Annotated in this window: 24 protein-coding genes; 18 read left to right on the top strand and 6 right to left on the bottom strand. The window is 30.2% G+C overall.

All coding sequences use genetic code 11. From position 1 onward, the window contains the following. Together ACTTBK_RS01130 and ACTTBK_RS01135 are read left to right on the top strand one after the other, a co-directional pair. On the top strand, nucleotides 1-1,017 hold the full coding sequence (locus ACTTBK_RS01130) for an MBL fold metallo-hydrolase (RefSeq protein ID WP_440618221.1): 1,017 nt from the start codon (nucleotides 1-3) through the stop codon (nucleotides 1,015-1,017). Beyond that, nucleotides 1,017-1,454: a DUF4396 domain-containing protein gene (locus ACTTBK_RS01135; protein ID WP_440618222.1), complete on the top strand. Its 438-nt coding sequence runs from the start codon at nucleotides 1,017-1,019 to the stop codon at nucleotides 1,452-1,454. The genes ACTTBK_RS01130 and ACTTBK_RS01135 overlap by 1 nt, the downstream gene beginning before the upstream one ends. On the opposite strand, the gene ACTTBK_RS01140 is transcribed toward ACTTBK_RS01135, so the two are convergent. Beyond that, entirely contained in the window at nucleotides 1,441-2,757 is a 1,317-nt protein-coding gene (locus ACTTBK_RS01140; protein ID WP_440614158.1) for an MATE family efflux transporter, read from the bottom strand. The two genes, ACTTBK_RS01135 and ACTTBK_RS01140, sit on opposite strands and share 14 nt — an antisense overlap. Nucleotides 2,758-2,773: 16 nt before the next feature. Next, nucleotides 2,774-3,301, bottom strand: a complete 528-nt coding sequence (locus ACTTBK_RS01145) for a cytochrome b (protein WP_440618223.1) — start codon at nucleotides 3,299-3,301, stop codon at nucleotides 2,774-2,776. Here ACTTBK_RS01145 and ACTTBK_RS01150 point away from each other — a divergent pair. From ACTTBK_RS01150 to ACTTBK_RS01160, 3 genes are all read left to right on the top strand, one after another. Next, complete coding sequence (locus ACTTBK_RS01150; protein WP_440618224.1) at nucleotides 3,296-3,763, top strand: c-type cytochrome; 468 nt, start codon at nucleotides 3,296-3,298, stop codon at nucleotides 3,761-3,763. The two genes, ACTTBK_RS01145 and ACTTBK_RS01150, sit on opposite strands and share 6 nt — an antisense overlap. Before the next feature lie 77 nt (nucleotides 3,764-3,840). Then, nucleotides 3,841-6,270, top strand: coding sequence for an FAD-dependent oxidoreductase (locus tag ACTTBK_RS01155; protein ID WP_440618225.1), 2,430 nt, complete (start codon nucleotides 3,841-3,843; stop codon nucleotides 6,268-6,270). Between the two features lie 8 nt (nucleotides 6,271-6,278). Continuing rightward, a complete protein-coding gene (locus ACTTBK_RS01160; protein ID WP_440618226.1) occupies nucleotides 6,279-6,800 on the top strand; it encodes a hypothetical protein in 522 nt (173 codons plus the stop codon). Between the two features lie 284 nt (nucleotides 6,801-7,084). Here the strand turns inward: ACTTBK_RS01160 and ACTTBK_RS01165 are convergent, their stop codons facing one another. The 3 genes from ACTTBK_RS01165 to ACTTBK_RS01175 are packed head-to-tail and all read right to left on the bottom strand — an operon-like array spanning nucleotide 7,085 to nucleotide 10,338. Further along, the gene (locus ACTTBK_RS01165) at nucleotides 7,085-7,942 is read right to left on the bottom strand and encodes an NAD(P)-dependent oxidoreductase (RefSeq protein WP_440614163.1); all 858 of its coding nucleotides are present in this window, start codon (nucleotides 7,940-7,942) and stop codon (nucleotides 7,085-7,087) included. Between the two features lie 13 nt (nucleotides 7,943-7,955). After that, nucleotides 7,956-8,819, bottom strand: a complete 864-nt coding sequence (locus tag ACTTBK_RS01170; protein WP_440614164.1) for a DMT family transporter — start codon at nucleotides 8,817-8,819, stop codon at nucleotides 7,956-7,958. A gap of 13 nt (nucleotides 8,820-8,832) precedes the next feature. After that, nucleotides 8,833-10,338 carry a UxaA family hydrolase gene (locus ACTTBK_RS01175; RefSeq protein ID WP_440618227.1) on the bottom strand — a complete coding sequence of 502 codons (1,506 nt, stop codon included), beginning with the start codon at nucleotides 10,336-10,338 and terminating at the stop codon, nucleotides 8,833-8,835. Between the two features lie 46 nt (nucleotides 10,339-10,384). Between ACTTBK_RS01175 and ACTTBK_RS01180 the strand changes: the two genes are divergently transcribed. The 13 genes from ACTTBK_RS01180 to ACTTBK_RS01240 all read left to right on the top strand — a co-directional run bounded on the left by ACTTBK_RS01180 (nucleotide 10,385) and on the right by ACTTBK_RS01240 (nucleotide 24,755). After that, nucleotides 10,385-12,169, top strand: coding sequence for an IlvD/Edd family dehydratase (locus ACTTBK_RS01180; RefSeq protein ID WP_440618228.1), 1,785 nt, complete (start codon nucleotides 10,385-10,387; stop codon nucleotides 12,167-12,169). Further along, complete coding sequence (locus tag ACTTBK_RS01185) at nucleotides 12,170-13,138, top strand: 2-hydroxyacid dehydrogenase (protein ID WP_440618229.1); 969 nt, start codon at nucleotides 12,170-12,172, stop codon at nucleotides 13,136-13,138. It abuts the gene before it with no gap. Between the two features lie 125 nt (nucleotides 13,139-13,263). Then, nucleotides 13,264-14,280, top strand: a complete 1,017-nt coding sequence (dctP, locus tag ACTTBK_RS01190; protein ID WP_262590472.1) for a TRAP transporter substrate-binding protein DctP — start codon at nucleotides 13,264-13,266, stop codon at nucleotides 14,278-14,280. Nucleotides 14,281-14,339: 59 nt separating this feature from the next. Next, nucleotides 14,340-14,909 carry a TRAP transporter small permease subunit gene (locus ACTTBK_RS01195; RefSeq protein WP_262590473.1) on the top strand — a complete coding sequence of 190 codons (570 nt, stop codon included), beginning with the start codon at nucleotides 14,340-14,342 and terminating at the stop codon, nucleotides 14,907-14,909. A gap of 1 nt (nucleotide 14,910) precedes the next feature. Beyond that, nucleotides 14,911-16,233, top strand: coding sequence for a TRAP transporter large permease (locus ACTTBK_RS01200; RefSeq protein WP_440614168.1), 1,323 nt, complete (start codon nucleotides 14,911-14,913; stop codon nucleotides 16,231-16,233). Then, nucleotides 16,230-17,099: an NAD(P)-dependent oxidoreductase gene (locus ACTTBK_RS01205; RefSeq protein ID WP_440614169.1), complete on the top strand. Its 870-nt coding sequence runs from the start codon at nucleotides 16,230-16,232 to the stop codon at nucleotides 17,097-17,099. The genes ACTTBK_RS01200 and ACTTBK_RS01205 overlap by 4 nt, the downstream gene beginning before the upstream one ends. After that, complete coding sequence (locus ACTTBK_RS01210; protein WP_440618230.1) at nucleotides 17,096-17,839, top strand: SDR family oxidoreductase; 744 nt, start codon at nucleotides 17,096-17,098, stop codon at nucleotides 17,837-17,839. Before ACTTBK_RS01205 ends, ACTTBK_RS01210 begins: the two co-directional genes overlap by 4 nt. Nucleotides 17,840-17,860: 21 nt before the next feature. Further along, on the top strand, nucleotides 17,861-18,703 hold the full coding sequence (locus tag ACTTBK_RS01215) for a fumarylacetoacetate hydrolase family protein (protein WP_440618231.1): 843 nt from the start codon (nucleotides 17,861-17,863) through the stop codon (nucleotides 18,701-18,703). Between the two features lie 6 nt (nucleotides 18,704-18,709). After that, nucleotides 18,710-19,882: a mandelate racemase/muconate lactonizing enzyme family protein gene (locus ACTTBK_RS01220; RefSeq protein ID WP_440618232.1), complete on the top strand. Its 1,173-nt coding sequence runs from the start codon at nucleotides 18,710-18,712 to the stop codon at nucleotides 19,880-19,882. Next, nucleotides 19,875-20,786 carry an SMP-30/gluconolactonase/LRE family protein gene (locus ACTTBK_RS01225; RefSeq protein ID WP_440618233.1) on the top strand — a complete coding sequence of 304 codons (912 nt, stop codon included), beginning with the start codon at nucleotides 19,875-19,877 and terminating at the stop codon, nucleotides 20,784-20,786. The genes ACTTBK_RS01220 and ACTTBK_RS01225 overlap by 8 nt, the downstream gene beginning before the upstream one ends. Next, nucleotides 20,761-23,451 carry a phosphoenolpyruvate carboxylase gene (gene ppc, locus ACTTBK_RS01230; RefSeq protein WP_440618234.1) on the top strand — a complete coding sequence of 897 codons (2,691 nt, stop codon included), beginning with the start codon at nucleotides 20,761-20,763 and terminating at the stop codon, nucleotides 23,449-23,451. The genes ACTTBK_RS01225 and ppc overlap by 26 nt, the downstream gene beginning before the upstream one ends. After that, nucleotides 23,452-24,159, top strand: a complete 708-nt coding sequence (locus ACTTBK_RS01235) for a cytochrome c biogenesis CcdA family protein (RefSeq protein ID WP_440618235.1) — start codon at nucleotides 23,452-23,454, stop codon at nucleotides 24,157-24,159. 8 nt (nucleotides 24,160-24,167) lie between these two features. After that, nucleotides 24,168-24,755: an FMN-dependent NADH-azoreductase gene (locus ACTTBK_RS01240; protein ID WP_440618236.1), complete on the top strand. Its 588-nt coding sequence runs from the start codon at nucleotides 24,168-24,170 to the stop codon at nucleotides 24,753-24,755. On the opposite strand, the gene ACTTBK_RS01245 is transcribed toward ACTTBK_RS01240, so the two are convergent. Next, complete coding sequence (locus tag ACTTBK_RS01245) at nucleotides 24,745-25,848, bottom strand: TauD/TfdA family dioxygenase (RefSeq protein ID WP_440618237.1); 1,104 nt, start codon at nucleotides 25,846-25,848, stop codon at nucleotides 24,745-24,747. The two genes, ACTTBK_RS01240 and ACTTBK_RS01245, sit on opposite strands and share 11 nt — an antisense overlap. Between the last annotated feature and the right edge of the window lie 32 nt (nucleotides 25,849-25,880).

Below are 25,880 nucleotides of genomic sequence, written 5' to 3' on the forward strand. Positions count from 1 at the left end.
ATGATCTTTAGACAAATATTCGATAGTGTTTCTAGCACTTATACTTATTTAATTGCATCTGGAAGGGGACGTGAAGCTTTAATAATAGACCCAGTCTTAGAAAAAGTTGATCAGTATATTAATTTGTTAAATCAATTAGATTTAAAATTAGTAAAGGTGATAGATACCCATATTCACGCAGATCATATCTCTGGAATTGCTGAACTAAGAGATAAAACTAATTGTGTAACTGTTATGGGTAATAAAACTCCTGCCGATGTAGTTGCAATGAGAGTATCAGATGAAGAGATAATCAAAATAGATGGAATTGATCTACAAGCTTTATACACTCCTGGCCATACTTCTGAGAGCTTTAGTTTTTTGATGGGTGATAGAGTGTTTACAGGAGATACATTATTAATTAGAGGTACTGGTAGAACAGATTTTCAAAACGGAGATCCTAAAGACTCTTATAATTCAATATTTAACAAACTATTAAAACTACCTGATCAAACTCTAGTTTATCCAGCACATGATTATAAAGGAGAAATGTTAAGTACTATCATAGAAGAAAGACAATTTAATCCAAGATTACAGGTAAAATCAGTAGAAGAGTACGTGGATATTATGAATAATTTAAATTTACCAGATCCCAAAATGATGGATGTTGCAGTTCCAAGTAATCTTAAGTTGGGTATTGATTTAAACCGTCAAAAAGTAAACAATGGAATTGAGCCAGAGGAGTTTAACAAGATTAAAAAAGAGGAGAATACAGTTCTGATAGATTTAAGAGAGCAAAATGAAATAGATAAAGAAGGTAAATTAGATAACAGTAATATAGTCCCATTTCCTTCCATGCATGATTACATTGAAAAAAATAAAGATAGCTTAAAAAATAAAAAAATTCTTTTTTACTGTGCTCATGGACACAGATCTACTTTGGCAGTTCAAATTTCTAAATCATATAATTTTGGTAACTGCTTTCACTTAATTGGTGGGTTGGAAAAATGGAAAAAAAAAGGATTAGAAATTAAATAATGACAGCATCAACTTTTCATTGGTCTTGTAAACATACTTGGAGAAGAAGCGCAAAGAATACAGCCTGGTGTTTGTTAGGTTGTGCCATTGGAGATTTTGGAACAATTTTATTTTTTCAACTTACACAAATTTCGTTTCCAGTATTAGGAATAATGATACTAGCAATAATAAACGGTTTAATTACAAGTATAATATTAGAAACAATAATCCTAATGAGACAAGGTTTTGTATTTAATAATGCTTTGAAGACAGCTTCTGGAATGAGTTTGATTTCAATGATTAGTATGGAAGTAATGATGAATTTGACCGACTTTGTTTTAACAGGTGGTGCCATTTTAACTTGGTGGGTTATTCCAATTATGCTGATAGTAGGTTTTTTAACTCCATGGCCCTACAATTACTGGAGATTAAAAAAATACGGGATTAACTGTCATTAAATCTTAAATAAATCTTGTTTAAATAATAAAATAAAGACAAAGCTCTCAAAATCATAAATATCGTTAGTGATATCCATACCCCATGATTTGAAATGTAATTTGTAAGAACTAAAGAAATTAATAAATATAAAGAAACAGAAAAAAACATAGCATTTCTAATTTCTTTTGTTTGAGAGGCTCCAATAAAAATACCATCAAATTGATAACAAAAAGATGCAAAAAAAGGCAAGATAATCATCCAAATTGAATAATCTAAACTTAAAGATCTTATTAGATCAATATCAGACATCATATAAATCACATTCTTATGAATAAAATAATAAACAACAGAAATACCTAAGCCTGTAACTGAACTTAAAATAAAAGAATTTTTAACAATTGAACTGAATAAATTTTTATCTTTTTTACCCAATGAATAACCAATAATTCCTTCAGTTGAAAATGCGTAAGCGTCTAAAATGAATGCTGATAGAAAGACGAGATTAATTAATATCGCGTTAGCAGCTATATACTCTTCTCCAATTTTTGATCCAAGGTATGTGAACCACAAAAAAGAAAAAGTAAGTAATATAGTTCGAATAAAAATATTAAAATTAATATTAAAAATATTTTTTAATTTATTTAGATCAACAATTTCCCTTAATATAAAATTAATCTTTGTAAGCTTGTTTAAATAAAAAAAAGTATAAATTAAAAAAACAGTAGAGGTAATTATCCCAGAAAAAAGAGTTCCATAAGCAACACCTTTAATGTTTAAATTGTATTGAGTTACGAGAATTATACTCAATATAATATTTAATATTGAGAAAAATCCTACTGCAATACTTGAAATTTTAGTTTTTTGTAATCCAACAAAAAGACCTGTTATAATATAAAGAGTAAGTTCGCCTGGAGCTGAATAAATTCTAATTTTAAAATATTCCTCATAAAAAGAAGTAGTTTGTGAATTTAGATCAAATATTTGTAAACTTATCTTAAGAACTAAATTTTGAGCAAAAAATAAGACAATAGAAAGTATAATTACAAATAACAAATTTCTTAAAACAATATTAATAATTTCTTTATAATTTTCAGCTCCATTAGCTTGAGAAACCATACCGACTGTTCCCATTCTTAAAAATCCAAAGCTCCAAAAAATCATTGAAAATAAATTTGCAGCAACAGAGGTTGCAGATAAATAAGAAACATTACCTAAGTTACCCATTAAAGACGTATCAATAATTGCCACTAATGGAATCGCAAGGTTGGCAAAAAAAATTGGAATAGATAATTTTAAGATATATCCAATAGATGATTTTTCCATGTCTGATGATTAATTATTATAATATTTTTTTTAATAAATTTTCTTTAAAGAATAATTTATGAATTATTACGGCACTTACATGTAAAGCAACTAAACCAATAAGTACATAGTTTGATATTATATGAATGTTATAAAATTGATCAGCTAGTTCAAAATTGTCTTTTATTTTTATTTCTTTTAAAAAAATCACTAGAGGTTCACCGTTAAATAGTTTCTTTAAAATTCCTGAAATAGTTATTGATAGGACTGTGATGTATAAAAATAAGTGATTTAGTTTAGCAATAAACCTTTGCCCCATAAAAGTAGCAGGTCCTAACTTTGGAACAGGATTAATCAAATTATTAAGTAATCTAAAAATTATAACGTAAAATATTCCAAGACCAATCAATACATGAATGTTTTCAATAGTTATTCTTTCCTCACCAAAATCTAAACCAACTAAATAAAAGCCAAGAGGAATTTGAATTAAAAGCAAGATTGCACTTAACCAGTGCATTAACTTTGAAATCGGTCCATATTCTGTTAAGGTGTTCTTAACATGCATAACTTATTAAAACATACCAAGAAGATCTTTGGTACAATAATATTATCTTTAATTATGGTGTTTTCTGGCTCATTAGCTAATGCTGAGTTGTCAGTAGAAGATATTATTAAAAGTAGAAAAGCAATATTTAGTAAGAATTATAGTACCGCTAAGAGGGTACAATCTTTTTCTTCAAATGGAGATTTTGATGAAGCGATAGAACTAATGAAAGAAATGAGTGAAAATTACATTACTTTATTAGATCTATTTCCAGAAAATTCTAAAGAAGGATTTAAAACAGAAGCACTACCTATAATTTGGGAAGAAAAAGATGCTTTTAATTCATTAATGCAAAAATCTGCTGATGATATGATTAAACTCACTTCTATTATAGAAGATGCAGATGATATCAGAGGAACTCTAGGAAAATTAATGTGGGCGAATTGTAAGGCCTGTCATTCCAAATATAGAAAACCTCATTAATAAATTCATATACCCATTTTGGTTAATTAAAATTAATTTTGTTTAATTAATTTAAAATCTAAGTAGTTTCTTTTTTTATGGATAAAATTCAATCTCACGCCAAGCTAGTGATTGTTGGCGGTGGTATAATGGGAGTTAGTTTACTCTATCATCTTACAAAAGAAGGATGGAATGATGTTGTATTAATTGAAAAAAGTGAACTTACTTCAGGATCAACTTGGCATGCTGCAGGTCAATGTCCTCATATGTTAACGAGTTTAAATCTTGCAAAAATTCATCTTCATTCAACTAACCTTTATAAGTCACTAGAAAAAGAAACTGCGCAACCAACAGGATTTCATGAAACAGGAAGTTTAAGGTTAGCATATACCAAAGAGGATCTTGAGTGGTTTGATTACACTAAAGGAATTTTAGATATAGCTGGTTCTCCTTGCTCAATTATATCAACAGAGGAAATTCATCAATATCATCCCTTTATAAAGTTAGATGGAATTAAAGGTGCTTTTTTAACTCCAGAAGATGGCTATACAGATCCAACCAGCACAACAAATGCAATGGCTAAAGGTGCAAGAAATGGTGGAGCCAAAATTTATAGAAAAAATAGAGTAACTGATATTGAACAATTACCTTCAGGAGAGTGGAAAGTAATTACTGAAAAGGGTGATATTGTTTGTGAGCATGTTGTTAATGCTGCAGGAAGTTTTTGTCCAGAAGTAGCACAGATGGTTGGTTTAAAAAATGTTCCAAGTATAAATATGATCCATCAATACTTAGTTACAGAAGCACATACTGAAATAGAAAAATTAAGTAAAGAATTGCCAGTTGTGAGAGATCCAGACTCTTCTTCTTATCTAAGACAAGAGGGCAAAGGACTTTTAATTGGTCCTTATGAAAAAGATGTAGCAGCTTGGGCTTTAGATGGAATGGATTGGAAATTTGATATGGAGTTGTTAGATCCAGATCTTGATAGAATTGCAGAACACTTAGAAAAAGGAATGGATCGTATTCCACAGTTTAAAGATGTAGGTATTAAAAGAATTATATGTGGTCCTATTACACATACTCCTGATGATAATTTTTTAGCTGGTCCTGCACCTGGACTAAAAAACTTTTGGATGTTTTGTGCAGCAAGTATTGGAATTGCTCATGGAGGGGGAGCTGGAAAATACATGGCTCAGTGGATTGTGCATGGTGACTCAGAAATAAACATGATGGAATTTGAACCAAGAAGATACATGAGCTGGGTTGATAAAAATTATTCAGTTGAAAAATCAAAAGAGCAATATCGAAGAATGTATGTAACTCCAATGCCTAATGATGTTGTAGAGGTTGGAAGACCAATGAAAACAACGCCAATTTACCAAAAGTTGAAAGAAAAAGGTGCTGAATATTTTGATTTATATGGATGGGAAAAACCAGCTTGGTTTAATAAAGATAATACTAAAGAAGAATTAAGTTACAAAAGAAATAATTTATTTCCCATAATTCAAAAAGAATGTCTACATGTTCACAACAATGTAGGCTTGATAGATTTATCAACTTTTTCAAAATATGAAATTACTGGAGAAGATAGTTATAACTTTTTAGAAAGACTTTGTGTTAATAGAGTTCCAAAAAAAGATGGAAGTATTGTTTTAACTCATCTTTTAAATGATATTGGAAGAATTCAAACTGAACTAACTTTAACTAAATTAAAAGATAACCATTATTACGCATTATCAGGTGCAGTATCAGAAATTAGAGATTTGGATTGGCTAAATCAGAATAAAAAAAAAAACGAAAAAGTTGAAATTAAAAATATAACTTTAGACAAAGGTGTAATTGGTATTATAGGACCAAAATCAAGAATGGTTTTACAAAAATTAACAGATACAGATTTAGGAAATGAAAATTTCCCTTGGTTAAAAAGTAAGGAAATAAGTTTAGGTAACATTACTGTAGAAGCTTTAAGAGTAAACTATATGGGTGAACTAGGTTGGGAACTGCATCATGACTTTAATGACATGGAAAAACTATATGAGTTATTAAGTGAAGCTGGTAAGGAATTTGATATTATAGATTTTGGAGCTCATGCAATGAATTCTATGAGGATTGAGAAGGGATACAGAGGTTGGGGGTCAGAATTAACTCCAGAAATCAGCGTAGTTGAAGCAGGCTTGGAAAGGTTTTTTAATATTGAAAAAAAATCTGAATTTAAAGGATCCAAAATTGTATCGAATTTAATAAAAAATGGTCCAAAAATTAAATTAGTTTATATGGAAGTTGATGCTGTAGATGCAGATGCTCATGGAAATGAACCAATTTACTCTAATGGTAATTTAGTGGGTCTCACTACATCAGGGGCTTATGGGTATAGAGTAAACAAAAGTTTAGCCTTTGGATATGTCAAAACTGAATTTGCTAAAGTTGGAAATGAGTTTTTGATTAAAATCCAAGGAAAAGATGTTAAATCAAAAGTTATTGATGAACCTGCTTTTGATGTAAATAACGACAGGCTAAAGTCTTAAAATAAACAATGCTTCCAGTATCAGTAACAGATCATATAGAGGAATACGTTTCTCAAGAGATATATGTTCAGGTTGCAATAATTAAGGGTAAAGAAAAAATTTCTACAGATTCAGCAATCAAAAAATATTTTATTAGTAATCATTTTAAAGAATTAAGTTTAGGAAAACCTTATGATCATTTTATTGATGGTTTAAGAGACAAATGTTTAGGCAAATTAAAAAATTCTCCTATGAGAAACACAGAAACTGATGATGAAACAATTATAATGTTACAAAAAAAATTAAATGAATTAAGTGAAGTAGAATTAGAGGATACTTACTGGGAAATTGAAACTGGAGAATTTTTTTCAGGTGAACAAATTAAAGAGTTAGAAAAAGATCGAGATATGTTAATTACAAAATTAAACTCAACAGATGAAAACGAAGTTGTAAAAACAATTTTTAACTTTTGTGAAATTTATGAAAAGTTATGTGAAAAAAAATATCCTGAAGCACCACTTCCGCTAGAAATATTAAAGTCTAAAAATTAATTTTTTTAAGGGTTCGCTCTTTAGTTGATACCTAAAGAGCTCCCTTTTTATCGCCTCTTTGGCATTAAATCCAAACGGATTTTATAATTTTAAGTTTTTTTATATCTAACGATCTTCAGCTAAGTATCAGGTGGTAGCAATTTTAACATAAACCTCCTTCATATAAAAAGGTAATTATATCAAAATTATTTTCAATAAATTTATTTGCATTTAGTGCAAATATATAAGTTGAATACAACCTACTGCTTTAGTAGATTCCCGATATCTTATTTAACTTCCTTCAATTATTTTTTATTAATTAATTCACTAATAAAGTTTTCTCCATAACCATCATCAACAGCTTTTTGAAAATAATTTTTATTTAGTTCAGCAACTTTTTCAGCTTCAGGAAAATCTTTTAAAAGATCCTGAATGTAAGTTAAATCTTTAACAGAGTTACTTGCAGTAAATTTAAATCCTGTGTAATCACCTTTAAGTAAATTATCAAAAACTCTGTTCAGAGCCGCAGAGTTTCCAGATCCTAGTTTTGCAACATCAAATACTTTTTTTAGATCTAATCCTAATCCAGTAGCACATTTTGCTAAATGATTTACTAATGCTCCATTTCCTAAAGATAAAAAGTTATTTAAAAGTTTTGATTTTGCACCCATACCTACTGGACCAAAATGAAAATAATCCTTACAAAATATATTAAAATAAGGCTCTGCTATTTTAAAATTCTCATCTGACGCCCCAACTATACCACCCAAAACACCTTCTTCTGCTTGAACAGGTCCTCCCATTACTGGACATTCAACGTAGTTGATATTATTTGATTTAAAAATTGCCTCAGTTTCAATAGAGCCCGTTTTATTGTGAGTAGTAATATCAATTACAATTGTTTTATTGCTTAAGATATTTGATAATTTTTCTGAAATAGATTTCGCAATAGGTGTATTGGTAACACACATAAACAAAGCATCTAAATTTTTAGATGCAAAATCTTCAAAAGATTTAACTTCTTTAGCTCCCTCACTTACTATCTTTTCAATAGGTTTACGATTTTTGTTAGCAATTACAAAAAGATTATTTTTGTGCTTAATGATGTTTTTAGCAATTCCATAACCCATATAACCAACACCAATAAAACCAATATTTTTCATCAAACCTCCAATTTTAAGTTTTTTTACCTTCAGTTCTTATAAATAATAAACCAAATATTATTACACCCACAACACCCACAATCTTATTTATATCAAATGGTACACCAAAAATGAAAAAATTAAAAATTGTAGACCAAACTAATTGAGAATATTGAAAATTAGTTACAAAAGATAAATTTGATAATTGAATTGCATAAATAATTAAAGAGTGGCTTACAAAGCCTGCAAAACCAAGTAGCGCTAAGTATAACCAAAAAATATTATTACTTAATGGTTCCCATTTAAAAAAAATATAAATACTAAATATTATTGCTCCCAAAATAGAAGTATAAAATATTGCTGCAAATGGATCGTTATCACTTGATACTACTTTTGTAAAAAATTGGTAAAGCGCCCAACATATAGGTGGAACGATTGGAAAAATTAAATCTACACTAAATATTTTCATGCTAGGACTTAAAGAATAAACAATTGAACTAAAACTAAGGAGCATCAAAAGAATTCCTTTAAAAGTCAAAATATCTTTTAAAAAATAAGCAGAAAGTAAAGCAACGATTAATGGGGCTGTAAAGAAAACTACATAAATATCTACTAGGTCAAACTTTTGAAGAGAAAAAAACATAAACGTTGTGGCTGTCACCATTAATGTTGATCTAATTATTTGAACTTTGAAATTTTTTTTTAAGTTTACTTTTGGCTTAAAAATTAAAAAAAACACAATTAAAGATACTAGATGAAAAAAAAATCTTCCCCATATAGCCTGTGGAATAGGCATGACTGTACCTAGGTATTTTGCACTAGAATCCATACAAACAAACATAAAGAAACCACCTGCAGCTAATAAAATTACGTTTAATAAAGATGTTTGATTTTGCACTTTAGGAAATTTTTTACATTACAACGCCTACTTGCCAAGGATTAAACTCCTCGTCACCGTAGCCATTGATTTCGCTTTTTGATTTATTTCCTGATGCAGTATTTACTACTAATTCAAATATTTTTTGACCAACTTCCTCAACTTTTTCTTTTCCTTCAGCTATTGTTCCGCAATTAATATCCATATCTTCTGACATTCTTTCAAACATTGCTGAATTAGTTGAGAGCTTTAAACTTGGAACTGGCTTACATCCAAAACAAGATCCTCTTCCAGTTGTAAAACAAATTACATTTGCGCCTGATGCAACTTGCCCTGTAACAGATACTGGATCATATCCAGGTGAATCCATAAAATTGAAACCTTTATTTTTTAAAGGTTCAGCATAATTCAATACGTCTTGTAAAATTGAGTTTCCACCTTTAGCAACTGCTCCTAAAGATTTTTCTAAAATAGTTGTAAGTCCACCTTTTTTATTTCCTGGTGCGGGGTTATTATCCATAGAACTATTATTTATCGATGTATAATGTCTCCACCATTCAATTCTTTTAATTAATTTATCTGCAGTTTGTTGTGAATTAGCTCTATTAATTAATAAATGTTCTGCTCCATATATTTCAGGTGTTTCAGATAATATTGAGCTTCCACCTTTTTTAACTAAAATATCTGCAGCAACTCCCAATGCAGGATTTGCTGTAATTCCTGAATAACCATCAGATCCTCCACACTGTAAGGCTAAAGTTAAATGACTAACAGGCTGAGATGTTCTTTGAACATTATTTGCTTCAGATAATAGGTTTTTTATTTGAGATAATACTTTATCAACAATTTTTTTAGTTCCACCTTCATCTTGGATAGTTAAGAAGTGAATTCTATTGTGCTTTTTAAGAGACTCATCAAATAAACTTACCTGGGCACACTCACAACCTAAACCAATAACAAAAACATGAGAAAAATTTGGATGATTTTTAAAACCATCAATCGTTCTTTGAAAAATTTGCATTCCTTCACTTTCAGTATTCATCCCACATCCTGTTGAGTGAGTAATTGGCACAATTCCATCTATATTTGGATAATCTTTTAAAATTTCTGAATACTTTATTTTTTCAACAATCATTTTTGTAACTGTTGCAGAGCAATTAACGGTACTAACTATTCCAATATAATTTCTTGTAGCTACTTGGCCGTTATCTCTTAATATTCCATTGAAAAAAGTATCTGCTTTTTCGTCAACATTGTGTGATTTATCAGTTACTTTGAAATCTCTTTTAAATTCTCTAAATTCTAAATTATGAGAGTGAACATGCTCTCCTGGTTTAATATCATTTAAAGCAAATCCAATAATTTGATCATATTTGATAATAGGATCACCTTTTTTAATCTCTTTTAAACATACTTTGTGACCAAAAGGGATTGGATCCAACGTACTTATATTATGTCCTTCAATTTTTGTTTTTTCTGGTATGATAAATTGACTTACGCCAACATTGTCATTGCCATTTAAAACTATTAGATTATTCATAAATTTATTATATAACCAATAACTTAAACAAACCATTATATTAATTATGCCTAAAAAAAGAAAAAAGAGTTTCCGAAGTCAACAGTGGTTCAATAATCCAAAAAACCCTGACATGACGGCTTTATATTTAGAAAGGTACTTAAATTATGGTCTTACAAGAAAAGAATTGCAATCTGGAAATCCAATTATAGGTATTGCTCAATCAGGCAGTGATCTTTCTCCATGTAACAGACATTTTATGTCTTTGACTAAAAGAATTAAAGATGGGATCAGAAGAGCTGGAGGAATTCCTATGGAATTTCCAACTCATCCTATTCAAGAAACCGGAAAAAGACCAACAGCTATGTTGGATAGAAATTTATCTTATTTATCTTTGGTAGAAGTTTTGTATGGTTATCCAATAGATGGAGTTATTTTAACTACAGGATGTGATAAAACTACTCCTGCAGCCTTAATGGCAGCAGCCACAGTTAATATTCCTGCAATAGTTCTTTCAGGTGGTCCAATGTTAGATGGAGTTTACAAAGGAAAACTTGCTGGATCTGGATTAGTAGTTTGGGAAGCTAGAAAAATGTTAGCTAAGGGAGAAATTAAATACGAAGAATTTATGGATATGGTTGCATCTTCTGCACCAAGTGCTGGTCATTGCAATACTATGGGAACAGCATCTTCAATGAATTCAGTTGCAGAAGCTTTAGGCATGTCTCTACCCGGAGGAGCTGTAATTCCCGCACCTTACAGAGAAAGAGAACAGATTTCATATGAAACTGGAAAAAGAATTGTCGGAATGGTTCATGAAGATTTAACACCATCAAAAATTATGACACGTAAAGCATTTGAAAATGCAGTAGTGGTTGCAAGTGCAATAGGTGGATCAAGTAACTGCACAACACATTTAAGTGCAATAGCTAAACACATGGGAATTAAGTTTGATTTATCTGATTGGCAAAAATTAGGTCATAATATTCCTTTGCTAGTAAACTGCCAGCCAGCTGGTGAATATTTAATGGAAAGTTTTCACAGAGCAGGTGCAATTCCAGCTGTTATGAAAGAATTAATTAAGAATAAAAAAATTCATACCAATATAAAGACTGTAACTGGAAAAACAGTAGGTGAAAATTTGAAAAAGAAAATTGATGTAGATAGCAAAGTAATCAAAACATTTAAAAATGCTCTAACAGAAAAAGCTGGGTTTTTAGTTATGAGAAGCAATTTCTTCTCATCTGCAATAATGAAAACATCAGTAATTAGTAAAGAATTTAGAGATCAATATTTATCAAACCCTAAACACCCTAATGCTTTTGAGTGTAAGGCGATAGTTTTTGAAGGTCCTGAAGATTACCATAAAAGACTTAATGATAAGAAATTAAAAATTGATGAGAACTCAATACTAATTGTTAGAGGATGTGGTCCAGTAGGTTACCCTGGTTCTGCAGAAGTTGTGAACATGCAACCACCTGACAGATTGTTAAAAAAAGGTATCAGACATCTTCCTACTTTAGGAGATGGAAGACAAAGTGGAACATCTGAAAGTCCTTCAATACTTCATGTATCTCCAGAGTCTGCAGTTGGAGGAGATTTAGGAATAGTTAAAACAGGTGACAAAATTAAAATTGATTTAAATAAAAGAAGAGTTGATTTACTAATTTCTCAACCTGAATTTAAGAAGCGAAGAAAAAATAGAAAGAAATTTAAAGCAAATAATCAAACTCCTTGGCAAGAAATATTCAGAAATACAGTAGGTCAATTAGATGATGGTGCTTGTATTAATTCTAGAGGAAAATATTTGGATGTATCTCATACAAAAGGTTTACCTAGAGACTCTCATTAAATGAAACCAAAGATATTAGTTTCTAGAAAAATTTCAGATTTAGCAGAAGAAAAATTAAGTAAAGAATTTGATGTAACATTAAATCCAAAAGATGAGCCAATTCCAGAAAGTGAATTAATTAAGATAATAAATGACTATGATGGGATGATTTCTACAGGATTTGATAAAATTGGAGAAAATTTTTTCAATAATCTAAATGGTAAATTAAAAATCATTGCTCAGGTAGGAGTAGGTTACGATAATATTTCTATTAACTCAGCTTTAGAAAAAAAAATAAAAGTTACCAATACACCAAATGTATTAAACGAAGCTGTTGCAGAGCTAACTATTCTTTTAATATTAGCTGCCTCAAGAAGAATTGGCGAAGCTTATAATTTAGTTAGAACTGATAATTGGAAAAATCAAAAACCTGACTTAACTAAATTTATGATTGGTAACTCAGTTACTGGCAAAACTTTAGGTATTATTGGTATGGGACGAATAGGAAGAATGGCTGCTAAAAGTGCAAAAGCATTTGGAATGAAAATAATTTATTATAATAGAAATAAGTTGTCTGCAGATTTAGAAGATGGTGCAAAATATTATTCAGATTTAAATTCGATGTTACCAAATTGTGATTTTGTAAGCATACACACACCAGCTACCGCAGAAACAAAATATATTCTTAATAAAGATACAATAAGTTTATTACCAAAACATGCAGTTGTCATAAACACATCAAGAGGTTCAACAATTGATGACGATGCATTGATTGATGCACTAGAAAATAAAAAAATTTATGCAGCCGGTTTAGATGTTTTCAACAATGAACCAAATTTAGATAACAGATATTTAAAACTAGATAACTGTTTTGTTCTTCCTCATGTAGGTAGTGCGACACATGAAACACGTCTTGCAATGAGCATGATGGCGGTAGACAATATCTATTGTTTTTTTAATGAAAAACCTTTGATTTCAGAAGTAGTTTAGAGCAATTCTAACCTATGTGTTTATAAAATATATATAATTTCTATATATAATAATTAAACCGATTTAATTGAAATAGAAAATCATTTATGATTAACTTTCGAAAAAACATAAACGAGAGGAAGATAATGTTTAAATTAATATCTAAAACTTTAGCAGCGGTGGCTATGGTTTCAGTTGCTTTATTTGGCTCTGCAAATGCAAAGACTTTAAAGATTGAAACTCACTTTACTGCTAGCTCACCAAATGGTGAAGTTGCGGCTCAGTTCGCAAAAAATGTAGAAAAGTTTTCTGGTGGAAGCTTGAAAATTGAAATGTTCTACTCATCTTCAGTAACAGGTAAATCTGCTGAGGTATTTAACTCTGCACAAACTGGAATTATCGATTGTGATATGACTGGTGCTGGTTACCAAACTGGTAAAAATGCAGCGTTCCAATTCGCAGGTGATGTAATGGGTGGATACGATAACCCATACCAACAATATGAATTCTTGAACTACCCAGGTGCTCAAGATGCTGTTGATGCATTATACAACAAATATGGAATGACTTTAATTGGTTGGTGGATACCAGGACATGAGTCTTTAATATCTAGCAGACCAATTCCAGATGTTGCTTCATTGAAAGACTTTAAATTTAGATCACCTCCAGGAATGGAAAGTATGATCTTTACAACTTTAGGCGCTAAGCCAATCGTTATGGACTTTGGTGAAGTTCCTACAGCTTTACAAACTGGTCTAATCGATGGTGCTGACTATTCATCTTTAGCAACTAACTATGCTGGTGGACACTATGAGCAAAACAAATATGCTACATACCCAGGTTTCCACTCTATGCCGGCTGACCACTTAGCTTGTAACACAAAAGTATGGAACAAGTTAAAGCCACATGAGCAAGGTGCTATGAAAGCTGGAATAGAAATTGCTGGAAGAACTATTACTAGTCTAGTTGAGAGAAAAAACGCTGAAGCTGTTAAAGCTTTAAATGAAATGGGCGTTACTCTTCATGACTGGTCTAGAGAAGATAGACTTAAATTCAGAACAGCTGCACTTGCTGCTTGGGAAGAATGGAAGACTAAATCTCCAGAAGCTGCGGCTTTAATCGAAATACACAAAGCTTACATGAAAGCTAATGGTATTATGTAATAAATAAATTTTGAAGGGCCTGAAAAGGCCCTTCGAATAAAATCTAAAATTTTTACTCAATGATAGATAAAGAGTTACAAGAACAAAACGAAAAAGTAGCGAGTAAAGATGATTTTCCAATTAATTGGATTGATAGAGTTTCCTTATTTTTAAGTCACACAATAAAATATCTAATTCCTGTAATTGTAATTGTGATGATGTATGAAATTTTTATGCGATATGTTTTATTTAAGCCAACTTTATGGGCAAATGAGTTATGTTTGTGGCTTGCAGGTGTTTGCTATTTGGTTGGTGGAATATATGCAACAAGATTAAGAAGCCATATTAGAATAGTTTTACTTTACGACTGGGTGGGAAGACCAACTCAAAGAATTTTTGACTTAATTAGTACTATTATTATTGTACTTTTTGCTACAGCAGTAATTTATGGTGGATGGGAAGATGCACACAGATCTTTCACTACCTGGGAAAGATTTGCAACTTATTGGGATCCTCCAATTCCAGCTACAATGAAACCACTTACACTTTTATGTGTATTTCTTATAGCAGTTCAATCTGTAAATAACCTAATCATTGATTGGAGAAATCCAAAAGAGAAACAATACGACCCTTCTAAAGAATTAAAGTAAGATGGAATTTGAAATAGGAACACTCTCGATAATATTAATAGTTGGATTATTAGCACTTATATCTATTGGTGTTCCGATGGGATTTGCATCAGGTTTCATGGGTGCAGTACTAGTATTTTTATACATAGGTGAGCATGCATTAGGAATATTGCTTTCAAGGTATTACTCACTGGTTGTTACTTATTCATTTTTATCAGTACCTTTGTTTATCTTTATGGCCTCCTTGCTCGAACGCTCTAATATTGCACGAGATCTTTATGATGCATTAAACGCGTGGTTAAGAAAAACTAGAGGTGGAGTAGGTGTAGTTACTGCAATCATGGCAACCATCATGGCTGCAATGAGTGGAATTATTGGAGGAGAAATAGTTTTATTAGGATTAATTGCATTACCACAAATGTTAAGACTTAAATATGATCAAGACATGTCTATTGGTATTATTTGTGCATCTGGATCTTTAGGAACAATGATACCTCCATCAATTGTTTTAATTATTTATGGATTAACAACAGAGACTTCTATTACGATGTTATTCCAAGAAGCAATTGTTCCAGGTTTAATGATCTCAGGTTTAATTATTACATACATTCTTATTAGAACAAGATTACAGCCTCATTTAGCTCCATTAAGTGATGAGCCGGCTTTAACTTTAAAAGAAAAAATGTCTTACCTTCCAGGTCTACTTCCACCAATTGGAATTGTAATTATTGTATTAGGTTCAATTTATTCTGGAATGACTGGTATTACTGAGGCAGCAGGAATGGGTGTTGTTGCTACTTTAATTATTATTTTTGCAAGAAAAGAACTGACATGGTTTTTATTTAAGGATGCATTAACAAGAACTTTCAAAGCATCTGGAACTATTTTGACAATTACATTTGGTGCAACAGTTTTAGCGGGAGCTTATTCTCTTGCTGGTGGCCCAAAATACGTTGCAGAAACAATTTTAGCTTATGATTTAAAACCAATGTATTTAATTTTTATGATGCAGATTATGTTTTTAATCATGGGAGCATTTATGGATTGGGTTGGAATTGTATTGTTAGCAATGCCAGTATTTTTACCTATAGTACTTGCACTTGGTTTTGATCCGATTTGGTTTGGAATATTATTCTGTGTAAATATGCAGGTTTCATTTTTAAGCCCACCATTTGGACCCGCTGCTTTCTATTTAAAATCAGTTGCTCCTCCACATATATCTTTAACAGATATCTTTAGAGGTTTTGCTCCATTTATAGTTATTCAGTTAATTGTATTAGCATGTGTTATGTTCTTCCCAGAAATAATGACACAAAATTTCCACGAGTTTAAACCAAAACCATGATAACAATTGGATTTATTGGAACAGGCCTAATGGGCCTACCAATGGCTAAAAATATATTAAAATCTGGATTTAAATTAAAAGCTTTCAATCGATCAATAGAAAAAGCAGAACCCTTAAAAGAGTTTGGTGCAGAAATTTCAAAAACAATAAGTGATGTAGTTAAAGATAGTGATTTTGTCATTACCATGTTAACTGATGATAGTGCTGTAGATGCAATAACTTCTAGTTCAGATTTTTTAGACAACTTAAAATCAGGATCAACAGTTATAGATATGAGCTCTGTAAAACCCACGACAGCAACAAAACACGGAACTAATTTAAAATCAAAAAATGTAAATTATTTAGATGCACCAGTTTCAGGAGGAACAATCGGAGCAGAAGAAGCTTCACTAGCTATCATGGTTGGCGGTGAACAAAGTATTTTTGATAAATCTGAAAAAATTTTAAAAGCAATGGGAAACCCAACATTAGTTGGACCTATTGGAAGTGGACAGGTATCAAAACTAGCAAATCAAATTGTTGTTGGAGTTACAATAGGAGCTGTTGCAGAAGCCATAACATTATGTGAAAAAGCTGGAGCAGATCCAAATAAATTAATCAAAGCTCTTTCAGGTGGATGGGCGGATAGTAAAATACTTCAAACTCATGGAAAAAGAATGATTGATAAAGATTTTAGCCCTAAGGGTAAGACCTATACTCATTTGAAAGATATGAATAATATTTTAGAATGTGCAAATTCTTATAATACTCATTTACCTATTTCAAATTTAGTTAAAGAAATGTATAAGACTTTAGTTGATAATGGTCATGGTAACACTGATCACAGTTCACTTTATAACGAGATTGAAAGGATAAATAAAAAATGAGCGGAAGACTTAATGGGAAACAAATTGTTGTAACAGCAGCAGGACAAGGAATTGGAAAAGCAACAGCAATTGCATTTCATAAAGAAGGAGCTCATGTAACGGCTACAGATTTAAACGATAAAACTTTAACAGAATTAAATAAAGAATATCCAGATATTAAAGTTACCAAATTAGACTCAACTGATAACAACGCTATCTTAGAATTTACTAAAACTCTTGATAAAGTAGATGTATTATTTAATGCAGTTGGATTTGTTCATCATGGAACAATTCTTGAATGTGATGAAAAAGATTGGGATTTCTCATCAAATGTAAATGTGAAATCAATGTATTTTATGTGTAAGGCGATATTACCACTAATGGTAAAACAAAAAAGTGGAAGTATAATTAATGTGTCTTCATGTGCTTCAAGCTTAAAAGGTTTTCCAAACAGATTTGTCTATGGAACAACAAAGGGTGCTGTCATTGGTTTAACTAAAGCAATTGCAGCAGATTTTGTAAAACAAAATATCAGATGTAATTCAATTGCTCCTGGAACAGTTTTCTCACCATCTTGGCAAGACAGAGTAAACCAGAGCCCAGATCCAGTTCAGGCAAAAAAAGATTTTATTGCAAGACAACCAATGGGAAGATTAGGAACTGCAGAAGAGATTGCTGCAGTTGCAGTTTATCTCGCAAGTGATGATGCAACATTTACAACAGGAACTACAATTTCTGTTGATGGTGGAATTTCAATATAATTTAATAACAGAAGGACAATTATGAAATTATTAAGAGTAGGTCAAAAAGGACAAGAAAAACCAGCGGCTTTAGACAATGATGGTAAAATTAGAGATATCAGTTCACATATTTCAGATTTAAATCCTGATCATTTAAATTTTGAAACTATTTCAAAATTACAAAGTGCTGATTTAGCAAGTCTTCCAGAGATATCTTTAAGTGAAAGAATTGGCTCATGTATTACAAAACCAGGAAAATTTATTGCAATAGGTTTAAATTTTTCAGATCACGCTGCTGAAACAGGAGCAGAAGTTCCATCTGAGCCAATTACTTTTATGAAAGCAACAAGTTGTATCAATGGTCCTAACGATGATATCGAAATTGTATCTGGTTCAAAAAAATTAGACTGGGAAGTAGAATTAGGAATTGTAATTGGAAAACATACAAAACATATTTCTGAAGCTCAATCACAAGATCACATCTTAGGATATTGTTTAGTAAACGATATTAGTGAAAGAGAATGGCAAATAGAAAAAATGGGTCAATGGGTTAAAGGAAAATCTCATGACACGTATGGACCAATTGGACCTTATTTAGTAACTAAAGATGAAATTGCTGACATTAATAATTTAAAAATGAGTTTAGATGTTAATGGTAAAAGAATGCAGACTGGAAATACTAATACTATGATTTTTAATGTTAACGTTATTGTATCTTATTTAAGTAAATTTATGTCATTACAGCCGGGTGATATAATTACAACTGGTACACCTCCAGGAGTTGGTATGGGAATGAAACCACAACAATTCTTAAAAGCTGGTGATACAATGAGATTATCAATTGAAAATTTAGGAGAGCAAAACTCTAAAGTAGTTGCTTTATAATCTTTTGTGAAAATAACTTCTATTAAAAGTCATGTACTTAAATATGAGTTAGAGAAAGAATTAGGTTATTCACAACAATATTATAAACACAGAACAGCTCATTTAGTCGAAGTACAAACTGATGAAGGTATTACTGGATGGGGCGAATGTTTTGGTCCAGGTAATATTGCTTTAGCTAATAAGTTCATTGTTGAAAAGGTAATTCAGCCTTTAATAATAGGTGAAAACCCTTTGAATAAAGAACATATTTGGCAAAAAGTTTACAATCTTTTAAGAGATAGTGGTCAAAAAGGAATGCCAATACAAGCTTTGTCAGGAGTTGACATAGCTTTATGGGATATCTTGGGAAAAAAAACAAACTCTCCTCTTTACCAACTTGTTGGTGGAAAATGTAATATTGAAGTTCCTGTGTATGGATATGGAATGATGTTACAAAAAAAATCAGTGGATGAACTAATTCCGTTGTTTGAAGAAGAAGCTAAACAGATTAAATCAAAAAACTTTAAAGCAATGAAAATGAAGGTTGGATTAGGTCCAAAAGAGGATTTAAGGTTGGTTCAAGCAGTTAGAAATTCTATAGGTAAAGATTTTAAATTAATGGTGGATGCTAACCATGCTTATAATCTGAAAGATGCTCATTATGTTGGAAAAGGACTTGATGAACTAGATGTTTATTGGTTTGAAGAACCTGTTGCTCCCGAAGATTACAACGGTTATCGAGAATTGAAAAAAAATATATCAACTAGTGTAGCTGGAGGTGAGGCAGAATTTACAAAGTATGGATGGAATAAATTAATTACCAATAATTGCATTGATATAGCTCAACCAGAAGTATGTGGATTAGGAGGTATTACAGAATATTTGAAAATTGCAGCCTTGGCGCAGGCTAACTTTGTTCCAGTAATTAATCATGTTTGGGGATCTGCTGTAAGCATAGCGGTAAATCTTCATTTATTGACTGCACAACCTGACATGCCAGGTGGATTATTCCCAACAAAATCTATGCTAGAATTTGATACAACAGAGAAAAATATTTTTATTACAGATCTACCAAAAGAAAATTTTTCAATTTTAGATCAAGTTAAAAACAATAATGGATTTGCATCAGTGACAGACAATGTAGGTATTGGTATAAATCCTAATGAGGACTTTATTAAGGAGTTTGAAGTAAATGAATAAAATTAAAACTACAGAGCCAAAACCTATTTGGAAAATAAGATGTACTTTAGGTGAAGGAACACTTTGGGTTAAAGAACACAACTCAATTTATTTTGTTGATATAAAGAAAAAGAAAATTTGTTCTTTAAATATTAAAAATAAAAAAAAGAAAATATTTAAAGTAAATAAAGAAGTAGGTTTCATTGCTCATGTAAGAGATCATATATTTATTTTAGGATTGCAGGGTGAAATAAGAATTCAAAATTTAAAATCAAAAAAAGTTTTAAAATCGATACCTATAGAACCTAAATTAAAATTGAATAGAATAAACGATGGTAAAACAGATCCTGCTGGAAATCTTTGGTTTGGAACTATGGATAACTTAGAGAGAAAAATTGAAAAAGGATCTTTGTATAAATTAGATAAAAATCTTAAATTAACTAGAGTTGATAAAAATTATAGAATTACAAATGGCCCAGCATTTATTGATCAATATAATTTTTACCACACTGATAGTCCTAAAAAAACTATCTATAAAATTAAGATAAATAAAAATAATAAAATAATTAGTAAAAAAATATTTAAAAAGTTAACTCCTGAAGAAGGAGTTCCAGATGGAATGACTGTAGATAAAAATAAAAATTTATGGGTTGCCCATTTTCGTGGGGCATGTGTCTCAGTATTTAATAGTAGAGCAAAATTAATTCACAGAATTAAGTTTCCAGCCAAAAATATTACTAATTGTGCGTTTGGTGGTAAGAATAATCAAGAACTGTACGTTTCAACAGCTACAAAAGGAATGGACAAGGCTGATTTGCGAAAATTTAGATATTCAGGATTCTTTTTTGGTGTAAAAACAAACACAAAAGGAGTTTTACAAAAAAAATTTATTTTAAGTAATGAAGCAGAGAGATCTTTACTATGAACGAATACCTACTAAGCTTTTAAGAGAAGATATAAGATTATTAGGAACTTTTCTTGGAAGAGTGATCAAAGATCAAGAAGGCACAAAATTTTTTAATATTGTTGAGCGATTAAGATTATTATCTAAAAACACCTTATTAGATAAAAATAAAAGTAAGGTATTTTCCAAAATTTCAAAAGATATAAGAAAGCTTTCACCTGAAATTACTTTTAAGGTCACTAGAGCTTTTTCACATATTCTAAATTTAATGAATTTAGCTGAATCGTTAGATGCTTCTAGAAAACTTAATGAATACGATAATCCATATTTTAAGAACAAAAAACAAAATCTATTTATTGAGGATATAATTAACAATCTTTTTAAAAATAGAAAAATCTCTGACAAAAAAATTTATGATCAGGCAACAAAACTTGATATTGGAATAGTACTCACAGCACATCCAACAGAAGTTAAGAGAAGAACACTAATTCAAAAATACGCAAATTTGACCTCCTTGATGGAGCAACGTCATCTTTATAAAAAATACCCCGCAAAGATTATTGAAATAGATCGGAAACTCTATTCTGAGATAGCCATTATTTGGAAAACTGATGAATTAAAAAGAACCAAACCATCACCACTCGATGAAGCTAGATGGGGCTTAGCTGTAATAGAAGATAGTTTATGGGACACAATTCCAAGAGTTTATAAAAGGTTAAATGATATTTTTAGGAAAAATTTAAATAAAGATCTTCCTAGAAACTTTAATCCCATTCAATTTGGTTCTTGGATGGGTGGAGATAGAGATGGAAATCCAAATGTTACATCTGAAGTAACAAAAAAAGTAATTTTATTTTCAAGATGGCAAGCTGCAAAGTTATACGAAAGAGAACTCACAAAATTAATTCAAGATTTATCAATGGAAGAATGTTCTAATAAAATCAAAAAAGTTACTGGAAATAGTTTTGAGCCTTATAGAGTTTATTTAAGACCTTTAAGAGACAAAGTAAGAAGAACACATCAGTTAATTGAAGCACATATAAATTATAATAAGCCATTAGATGAAAATAAATTATTAAAAGATAAGTACGAAATCATAAATCCATTAAGAGAAGTTAGAACTTCCTTAAACATGAACAAAGGTCAACATATTGCAAATGCAGATTTGTTGGATTTGATAAGAAGAGTTAGATGTTTTGGAATAAATTTAGCAAGATTAGATATCAGACAGGAGTCTGATAGACATGAAAAACTTTTAAATGAAATATTTAAAAAGAAAAATAAAATTAATTATTCAAAATTACCTGAAGAAAAGAAAATTGAATTACTTAATAAATCAATAAAACAAAAAAAAACTTTTGTTAATAAAATTAATTTAAGAGACAAAGAGAATTTAGAAGTTTGGAAAACATTTAAGCAAATATCTAAAGAGCCAGAGCAATGTATGGGTGCTTATGTAATTTCAATGACTTCAAAAGCATCTGATATTTTATCTGTTTATTTATTGCAATTACAGGCTGAAACAAAGAATTTGTTAAGAGTAGTACCACTATTTGAAACTTTAGATGATTTAAAGAATGCAAAAGGTGTTATGGAAAATTTATTTAAACTTCCTTGGTACAGAAAAATGATCAACTCAAAACAAGAAGTAATGATTGGATATTCAGACTCTAGTAAAGATGCAGGAAAACTATCTGCAAGTTGGCATCAATACAAACTTCAAGAAGAACTTAGAAATTTAGCTAAAAAATATAAAATAGATCTTGTATTTTTCCATGGAAGAGGAGGATCTCCGGGAAGAGGAGGAGGACCAATTCAGGCAACTCTTAAATCTCAACCATCTGGAACAGTAAATGGAAAAATTAGAATTACTGATCAAGGAGAGGTGATACAGCAAAAATATGGATATAAACCTTTAGCTGAATATAACCTATGTAGTTATATTGGTGCTGTAATGGAGGCTACTTTAAATCCACCTCCTAGATCAAAACCAAATTGGCGAGAGCTAATTCAAAAAATGTCTGAGATTTCTACATCCGCTTACCGAAAGTATTTAAATCAAAGTGAAGATTTTATTAGATATTTTAAAACTGTTACTCCGCATAAATCTCTTGGAAAACTTGCAATTGGTTCAAGACCCACTAAGAGAAAAAATGTTGATAATATTCAAAGTTTAAGAGCTATTCCTTGGGTATTTGCTTGGACGCAAATTAGATTAATGCTTCCTGCATGGCTCGGTACAACTGAGGCATTAAGATATGGATCAATTAAAAAGTTTAAAAAAACTATGACAGACTTGGAGAGGAACTGGCCTTATTTTGTATCAACGATGGATATTTTGGATATGGTGATTTCAAAGGTTGATCCTGAAATATCAGTGATTTATGAAAATAATTTAGCTGACAAATCTTTGATAAGAATTGGAAAAAGATTAAGGTTTCAATTTGATGCATTGGTCAAATTGCACAATAAAATTACTCCAAAAGAAGTTATAAAAGAGAGAAAAGAGTTTAGAAAAGCATTATTTATCAGAAACAACTACACTGAGATGCTAAACATTCTTCAGGCAAATATAATGAATAAATTAACAAATAAAAAATATAAAAATTTAGATAAGAAATATTTAGACGATGCTTTAATGACATCTATTGCGGGAATTTCTGCAGCAATGAAAAACACTGGATAGATGATTGAATATTTAATTGCTTTTGGGGCAGGGTTAATAAGTTTTTTATCTCCTTGTGTTTTACCCTTAATCCCTGGATACATTTCTTATATCTCAGGTCAGTCACTACAAGAAATTTTAAATAAAAAACAAACAAATATTTTCCCATTGATTTTATTTTGTCTAGGGTTTTCAACTGTATTTGTTATCTTAGGAGCATCTGCATCTTTTTTAGGACAAGCACTTTTACAAAATTCAGAAATATTAAGAATTTTAGCTGGAATTATAATTGTAATTTTTTCTCTTCAATTAATTGGAATTATTAATATTTCGTATTTAAACTTTGAAAAAAGATTTGATGCAAAAGAATCAAGAAATATCCTTTTTCCATATGTAATTGGTGTTGCTTTTGGTTTTGGTTGGACACCATGTATTGGTCCAATTTTAGGATCAATTTTAGCTTTAGCATCTATCGAAGAAACATTATCAAAAGCAGTCATAATGTTAATTTTTTATTCTTTAGGTTTGGCTATACCATTTGTTTTATCAGGATATTTAATTCAAAGATTTTTATTATTTTCTAAAAACTTTAAGAAGAATATTAATTTAATATCAAAAATAGGTGGAATAACTTTATTAATAACTGGAATTTTGATTTTAACTAATCAATTGCAAGCAGTTGGTTTTTATATAATTAAAATCTTTCCTTTTATGCAAAATTTTGGTTAGTGTGTTTTATGAAAATTTATCAAATAGATTCAAGTGCTAGAAAAAAAGGCTCAACATCAAGAGCATTAGCAAAAAAACTTTTAGATAAAATCAAAAAACCAGATGATGAAGTAATTTATAGAGATTTAGATGATGAAATGCTTTTTGTAAGTGGCTTAACAGAGTCTGGAATGAAAATTGATGAGAAGGATCAAACTGAAGAACATAAGAAAATGTTTGAACTTTCTGACAAGCTTGTAAAAGAATTAAAAGAGAGTGATATTATTATAATTTCAGCTCCAATATACAATTACGGGCCACCCGCAACTCTTAAAGCTTGGTCAGATTTAGCTGCAAGAATAGGGGAAACCTTTAAATTTAAACCTAATGGTAGAAGAGAGGGGTTGTTAAAAAATAAAAAGGCTTATCTTGTAATCACTTCTGGTGGAACAAAGCTAAATAGCTCAGAGGATTTTTTAACCCCTTGGTTAAAATTTATTTTAAACTTTTTTGGAATTGAAAAAGTGGAAGTTATAAGTGCTGATCAAATGGCTTTAGATTATGAAAAATCTATTAAGGATGCTGAAGCTCAAATAGAAAATATTTCTATAGATTAAACTTTCTTTTTAAGTGTCTTAATTTTCCTTCAGTACTATCGTAGTCTATATAGCAACCTTGTAAAAATCTTTCGCCTTCATTAGCATCATAAACTGTCCGTCCATGAAGTAACCTATGATTATCCATCATCATTAAATCTTTTGGAGCAAGTTTAAATTCTATTCTATATTTATCTGAATTGTACATTTCGGACAGTTTTTTTCTTGCTTGATAGTATAAATCTAATTCTTCTTTATCTAAGATTGGAACAAAATCTAATCTTGGACTAAATCTTACTTGTTTAAAATTTTTATATTCATCTAATTCAATTAAAGGACACAAAGATTCTAAAATTACTTCTTTATCAATAAATTTAAATCTTACTTTTACTTCTGTTAAGATTTTATAATAATCAGGATAACTTTTCTTTAAATCTTCAGTGACAGTATATCCATCAACCAATGTAGAATATCCTCCTGAAACTTTACTCTCTATACAATGTAAAAGTTGGATACATGGAACTGGGTTTCGATATGGATTATCTGTGTGAGGTGTAAGAGCTAAAGAAGTATATGCAAGATCATTAGGATCAGGTTTTGATTTAACATCAAAATATTCTCCAAAGTTAGTTCTTCTTACACTGCCAATTGAGTTTGCAAACTCAACAATATAATTTTTAGTTGTTGGTATATTTTTAATTACAACAAATCCAAACTTATAGAAAGAAACGAGTAAGTCATGCATTTCTTTACTTTCATAAAAATTATCTTGGTATTCAAAATTTTTGATATTGCTTAAACTGGAATCCCATTTAGTTTTTTCTATAGATTTTACAACTGTATCTTCTTTTGAGAATTCTAAAGCAATTTTATTAAGATTAAGCTTAGAACTAATTCCATCATTAAAGTTAACTTCTAAAAATTCCTCATGAATAGAGGCTTTGCTAATGATTATATCATTGTTCAAGCTGGTTGGGTCAAAAAGTCTTTGTTGAGTTCCTTTATCAACAAATTCTTCACCATCCACTCTTTCTCTTAACCAAAAAGGATGTATTTCTTTTTTTTCAGTACCATTATTGAAGTAGACTTTATTTTCGTGAAGCTCAATTTTCATAAATAATCATTGAGCATTATTTAAAATTTAAC

The sequence above is a fragment of the Candidatus Pelagibacter sp. HIMB1493 genome (genome assembly GCF_052047995.1).
Lineage (GTDB): Bacteria > Pseudomonadota > Alphaproteobacteria > Pelagibacterales > Pelagibacteraceae > Pelagibacter.

Excerpts from the sequence above, each read along its gene's own strand:
- ACTTBK_RS01130 (WP_440618221.1), top strand. The coding sequence starts at position 1 with ATGATCTTTAGACAAATATTCGATAGTGTTTCTAGCACTTATACTTAT.
- ACTTBK_RS01135 (WP_440618222.1), top strand. The coding sequence starts at position 1,017 with ATGACAGCATCAACTTTTCATTGGTCTTGTAAACATACTTGGAGAAGA.
- ACTTBK_RS01140 (WP_440614158.1), bottom strand. The coding sequence starts at position 2,757 with ATGGAAAAATCATCTATTGGATATATCTTAAAATTATCTATTCCAATT.
- ACTTBK_RS01150 (WP_440618224.1), top strand. The coding sequence starts at position 3,296 with ATGCATAACTTATTAAAACATACCAAGAAGATCTTTGGTACAATAATA.
- ACTTBK_RS01145 (WP_440618223.1), bottom strand. The coding sequence starts at position 3,301 with ATGCATGTTAAGAACACCTTAACAGAATATGGACCGATTTCAAAGTTA.
- ACTTBK_RS01155 (WP_440618225.1), top strand. The coding sequence starts at position 3,841 with ATGGATAAAATTCAATCTCACGCCAAGCTAGTGATTGTTGGCGGTGGT.
- ACTTBK_RS01160 (WP_440618226.1), top strand. The coding sequence starts at position 6,279 with ATGCTTCCAGTATCAGTAACAGATCATATAGAGGAATACGTTTCTCAA.
- ACTTBK_RS01165 (WP_440614163.1), bottom strand. The coding sequence starts at position 7,942 with ATGAAAAATATTGGTTTTATTGGTGTTGGTTATATGGGTTATGGAATT.
- ACTTBK_RS01175 (WP_440618227.1), bottom strand. The coding sequence starts at position 10,338 with ATGAATAATCTAATAGTTTTAAATGGCAATGACAATGTTGGCGTAAGT.
- ACTTBK_RS01180 (WP_440618228.1), top strand. The coding sequence starts at position 10,385 with ATGCCTAAAAAAAGAAAAAAGAGTTTCCGAAGTCAACAGTGGTTCAAT.
- ACTTBK_RS01185 (WP_440618229.1), top strand. The coding sequence starts at position 12,170 with ATGAAACCAAAGATATTAGTTTCTAGAAAAATTTCAGATTTAGCAGAA.
- dctP (WP_262590472.1), top strand. The coding sequence starts at position 13,264 with ATGTTTAAATTAATATCTAAAACTTTAGCAGCGGTGGCTATGGTTTCA.
- ACTTBK_RS01195 (WP_262590473.1), top strand. The coding sequence starts at position 14,340 with ATGATAGATAAAGAGTTACAAGAACAAAACGAAAAAGTAGCGAGTAAA.
- ACTTBK_RS01200 (WP_440614168.1), top strand. The coding sequence starts at position 14,911 with ATGGAATTTGAAATAGGAACACTCTCGATAATATTAATAGTTGGATTA.
- ACTTBK_RS01205 (WP_440614169.1), top strand. The coding sequence starts at position 16,230 with ATGATAACAATTGGATTTATTGGAACAGGCCTAATGGGCCTACCAATG.
- ACTTBK_RS01210 (WP_440618230.1), top strand. The coding sequence starts at position 17,096 with ATGAGCGGAAGACTTAATGGGAAACAAATTGTTGTAACAGCAGCAGGA.
- ACTTBK_RS01215 (WP_440618231.1), top strand. The coding sequence starts at position 17,861 with ATGAAATTATTAAGAGTAGGTCAAAAAGGACAAGAAAAACCAGCGGCT.
- ACTTBK_RS01225 (WP_440618233.1), top strand. The coding sequence starts at position 19,875 with ATGAATAAAATTAAAACTACAGAGCCAAAACCTATTTGGAAAATAAGA.
- ppc (WP_440618234.1), top strand. The coding sequence starts at position 20,761 with ATGAAGCAGAGAGATCTTTACTATGAACGAATACCTACTAAGCTTTTA.
- ACTTBK_RS01235 (WP_440618235.1), top strand. The coding sequence starts at position 23,452 with ATGATTGAATATTTAATTGCTTTTGGGGCAGGGTTAATAAGTTTTTTA.
- ACTTBK_RS01240 (WP_440618236.1), top strand. The coding sequence starts at position 24,168 with ATGAAAATTTATCAAATAGATTCAAGTGCTAGAAAAAAAGGCTCAACA.
- ACTTBK_RS01245 (WP_440618237.1), bottom strand. The coding sequence starts at position 25,848 with ATGAAAATTGAGCTTCACGAAAATAAAGTCTACTTCAATAATGGTACT.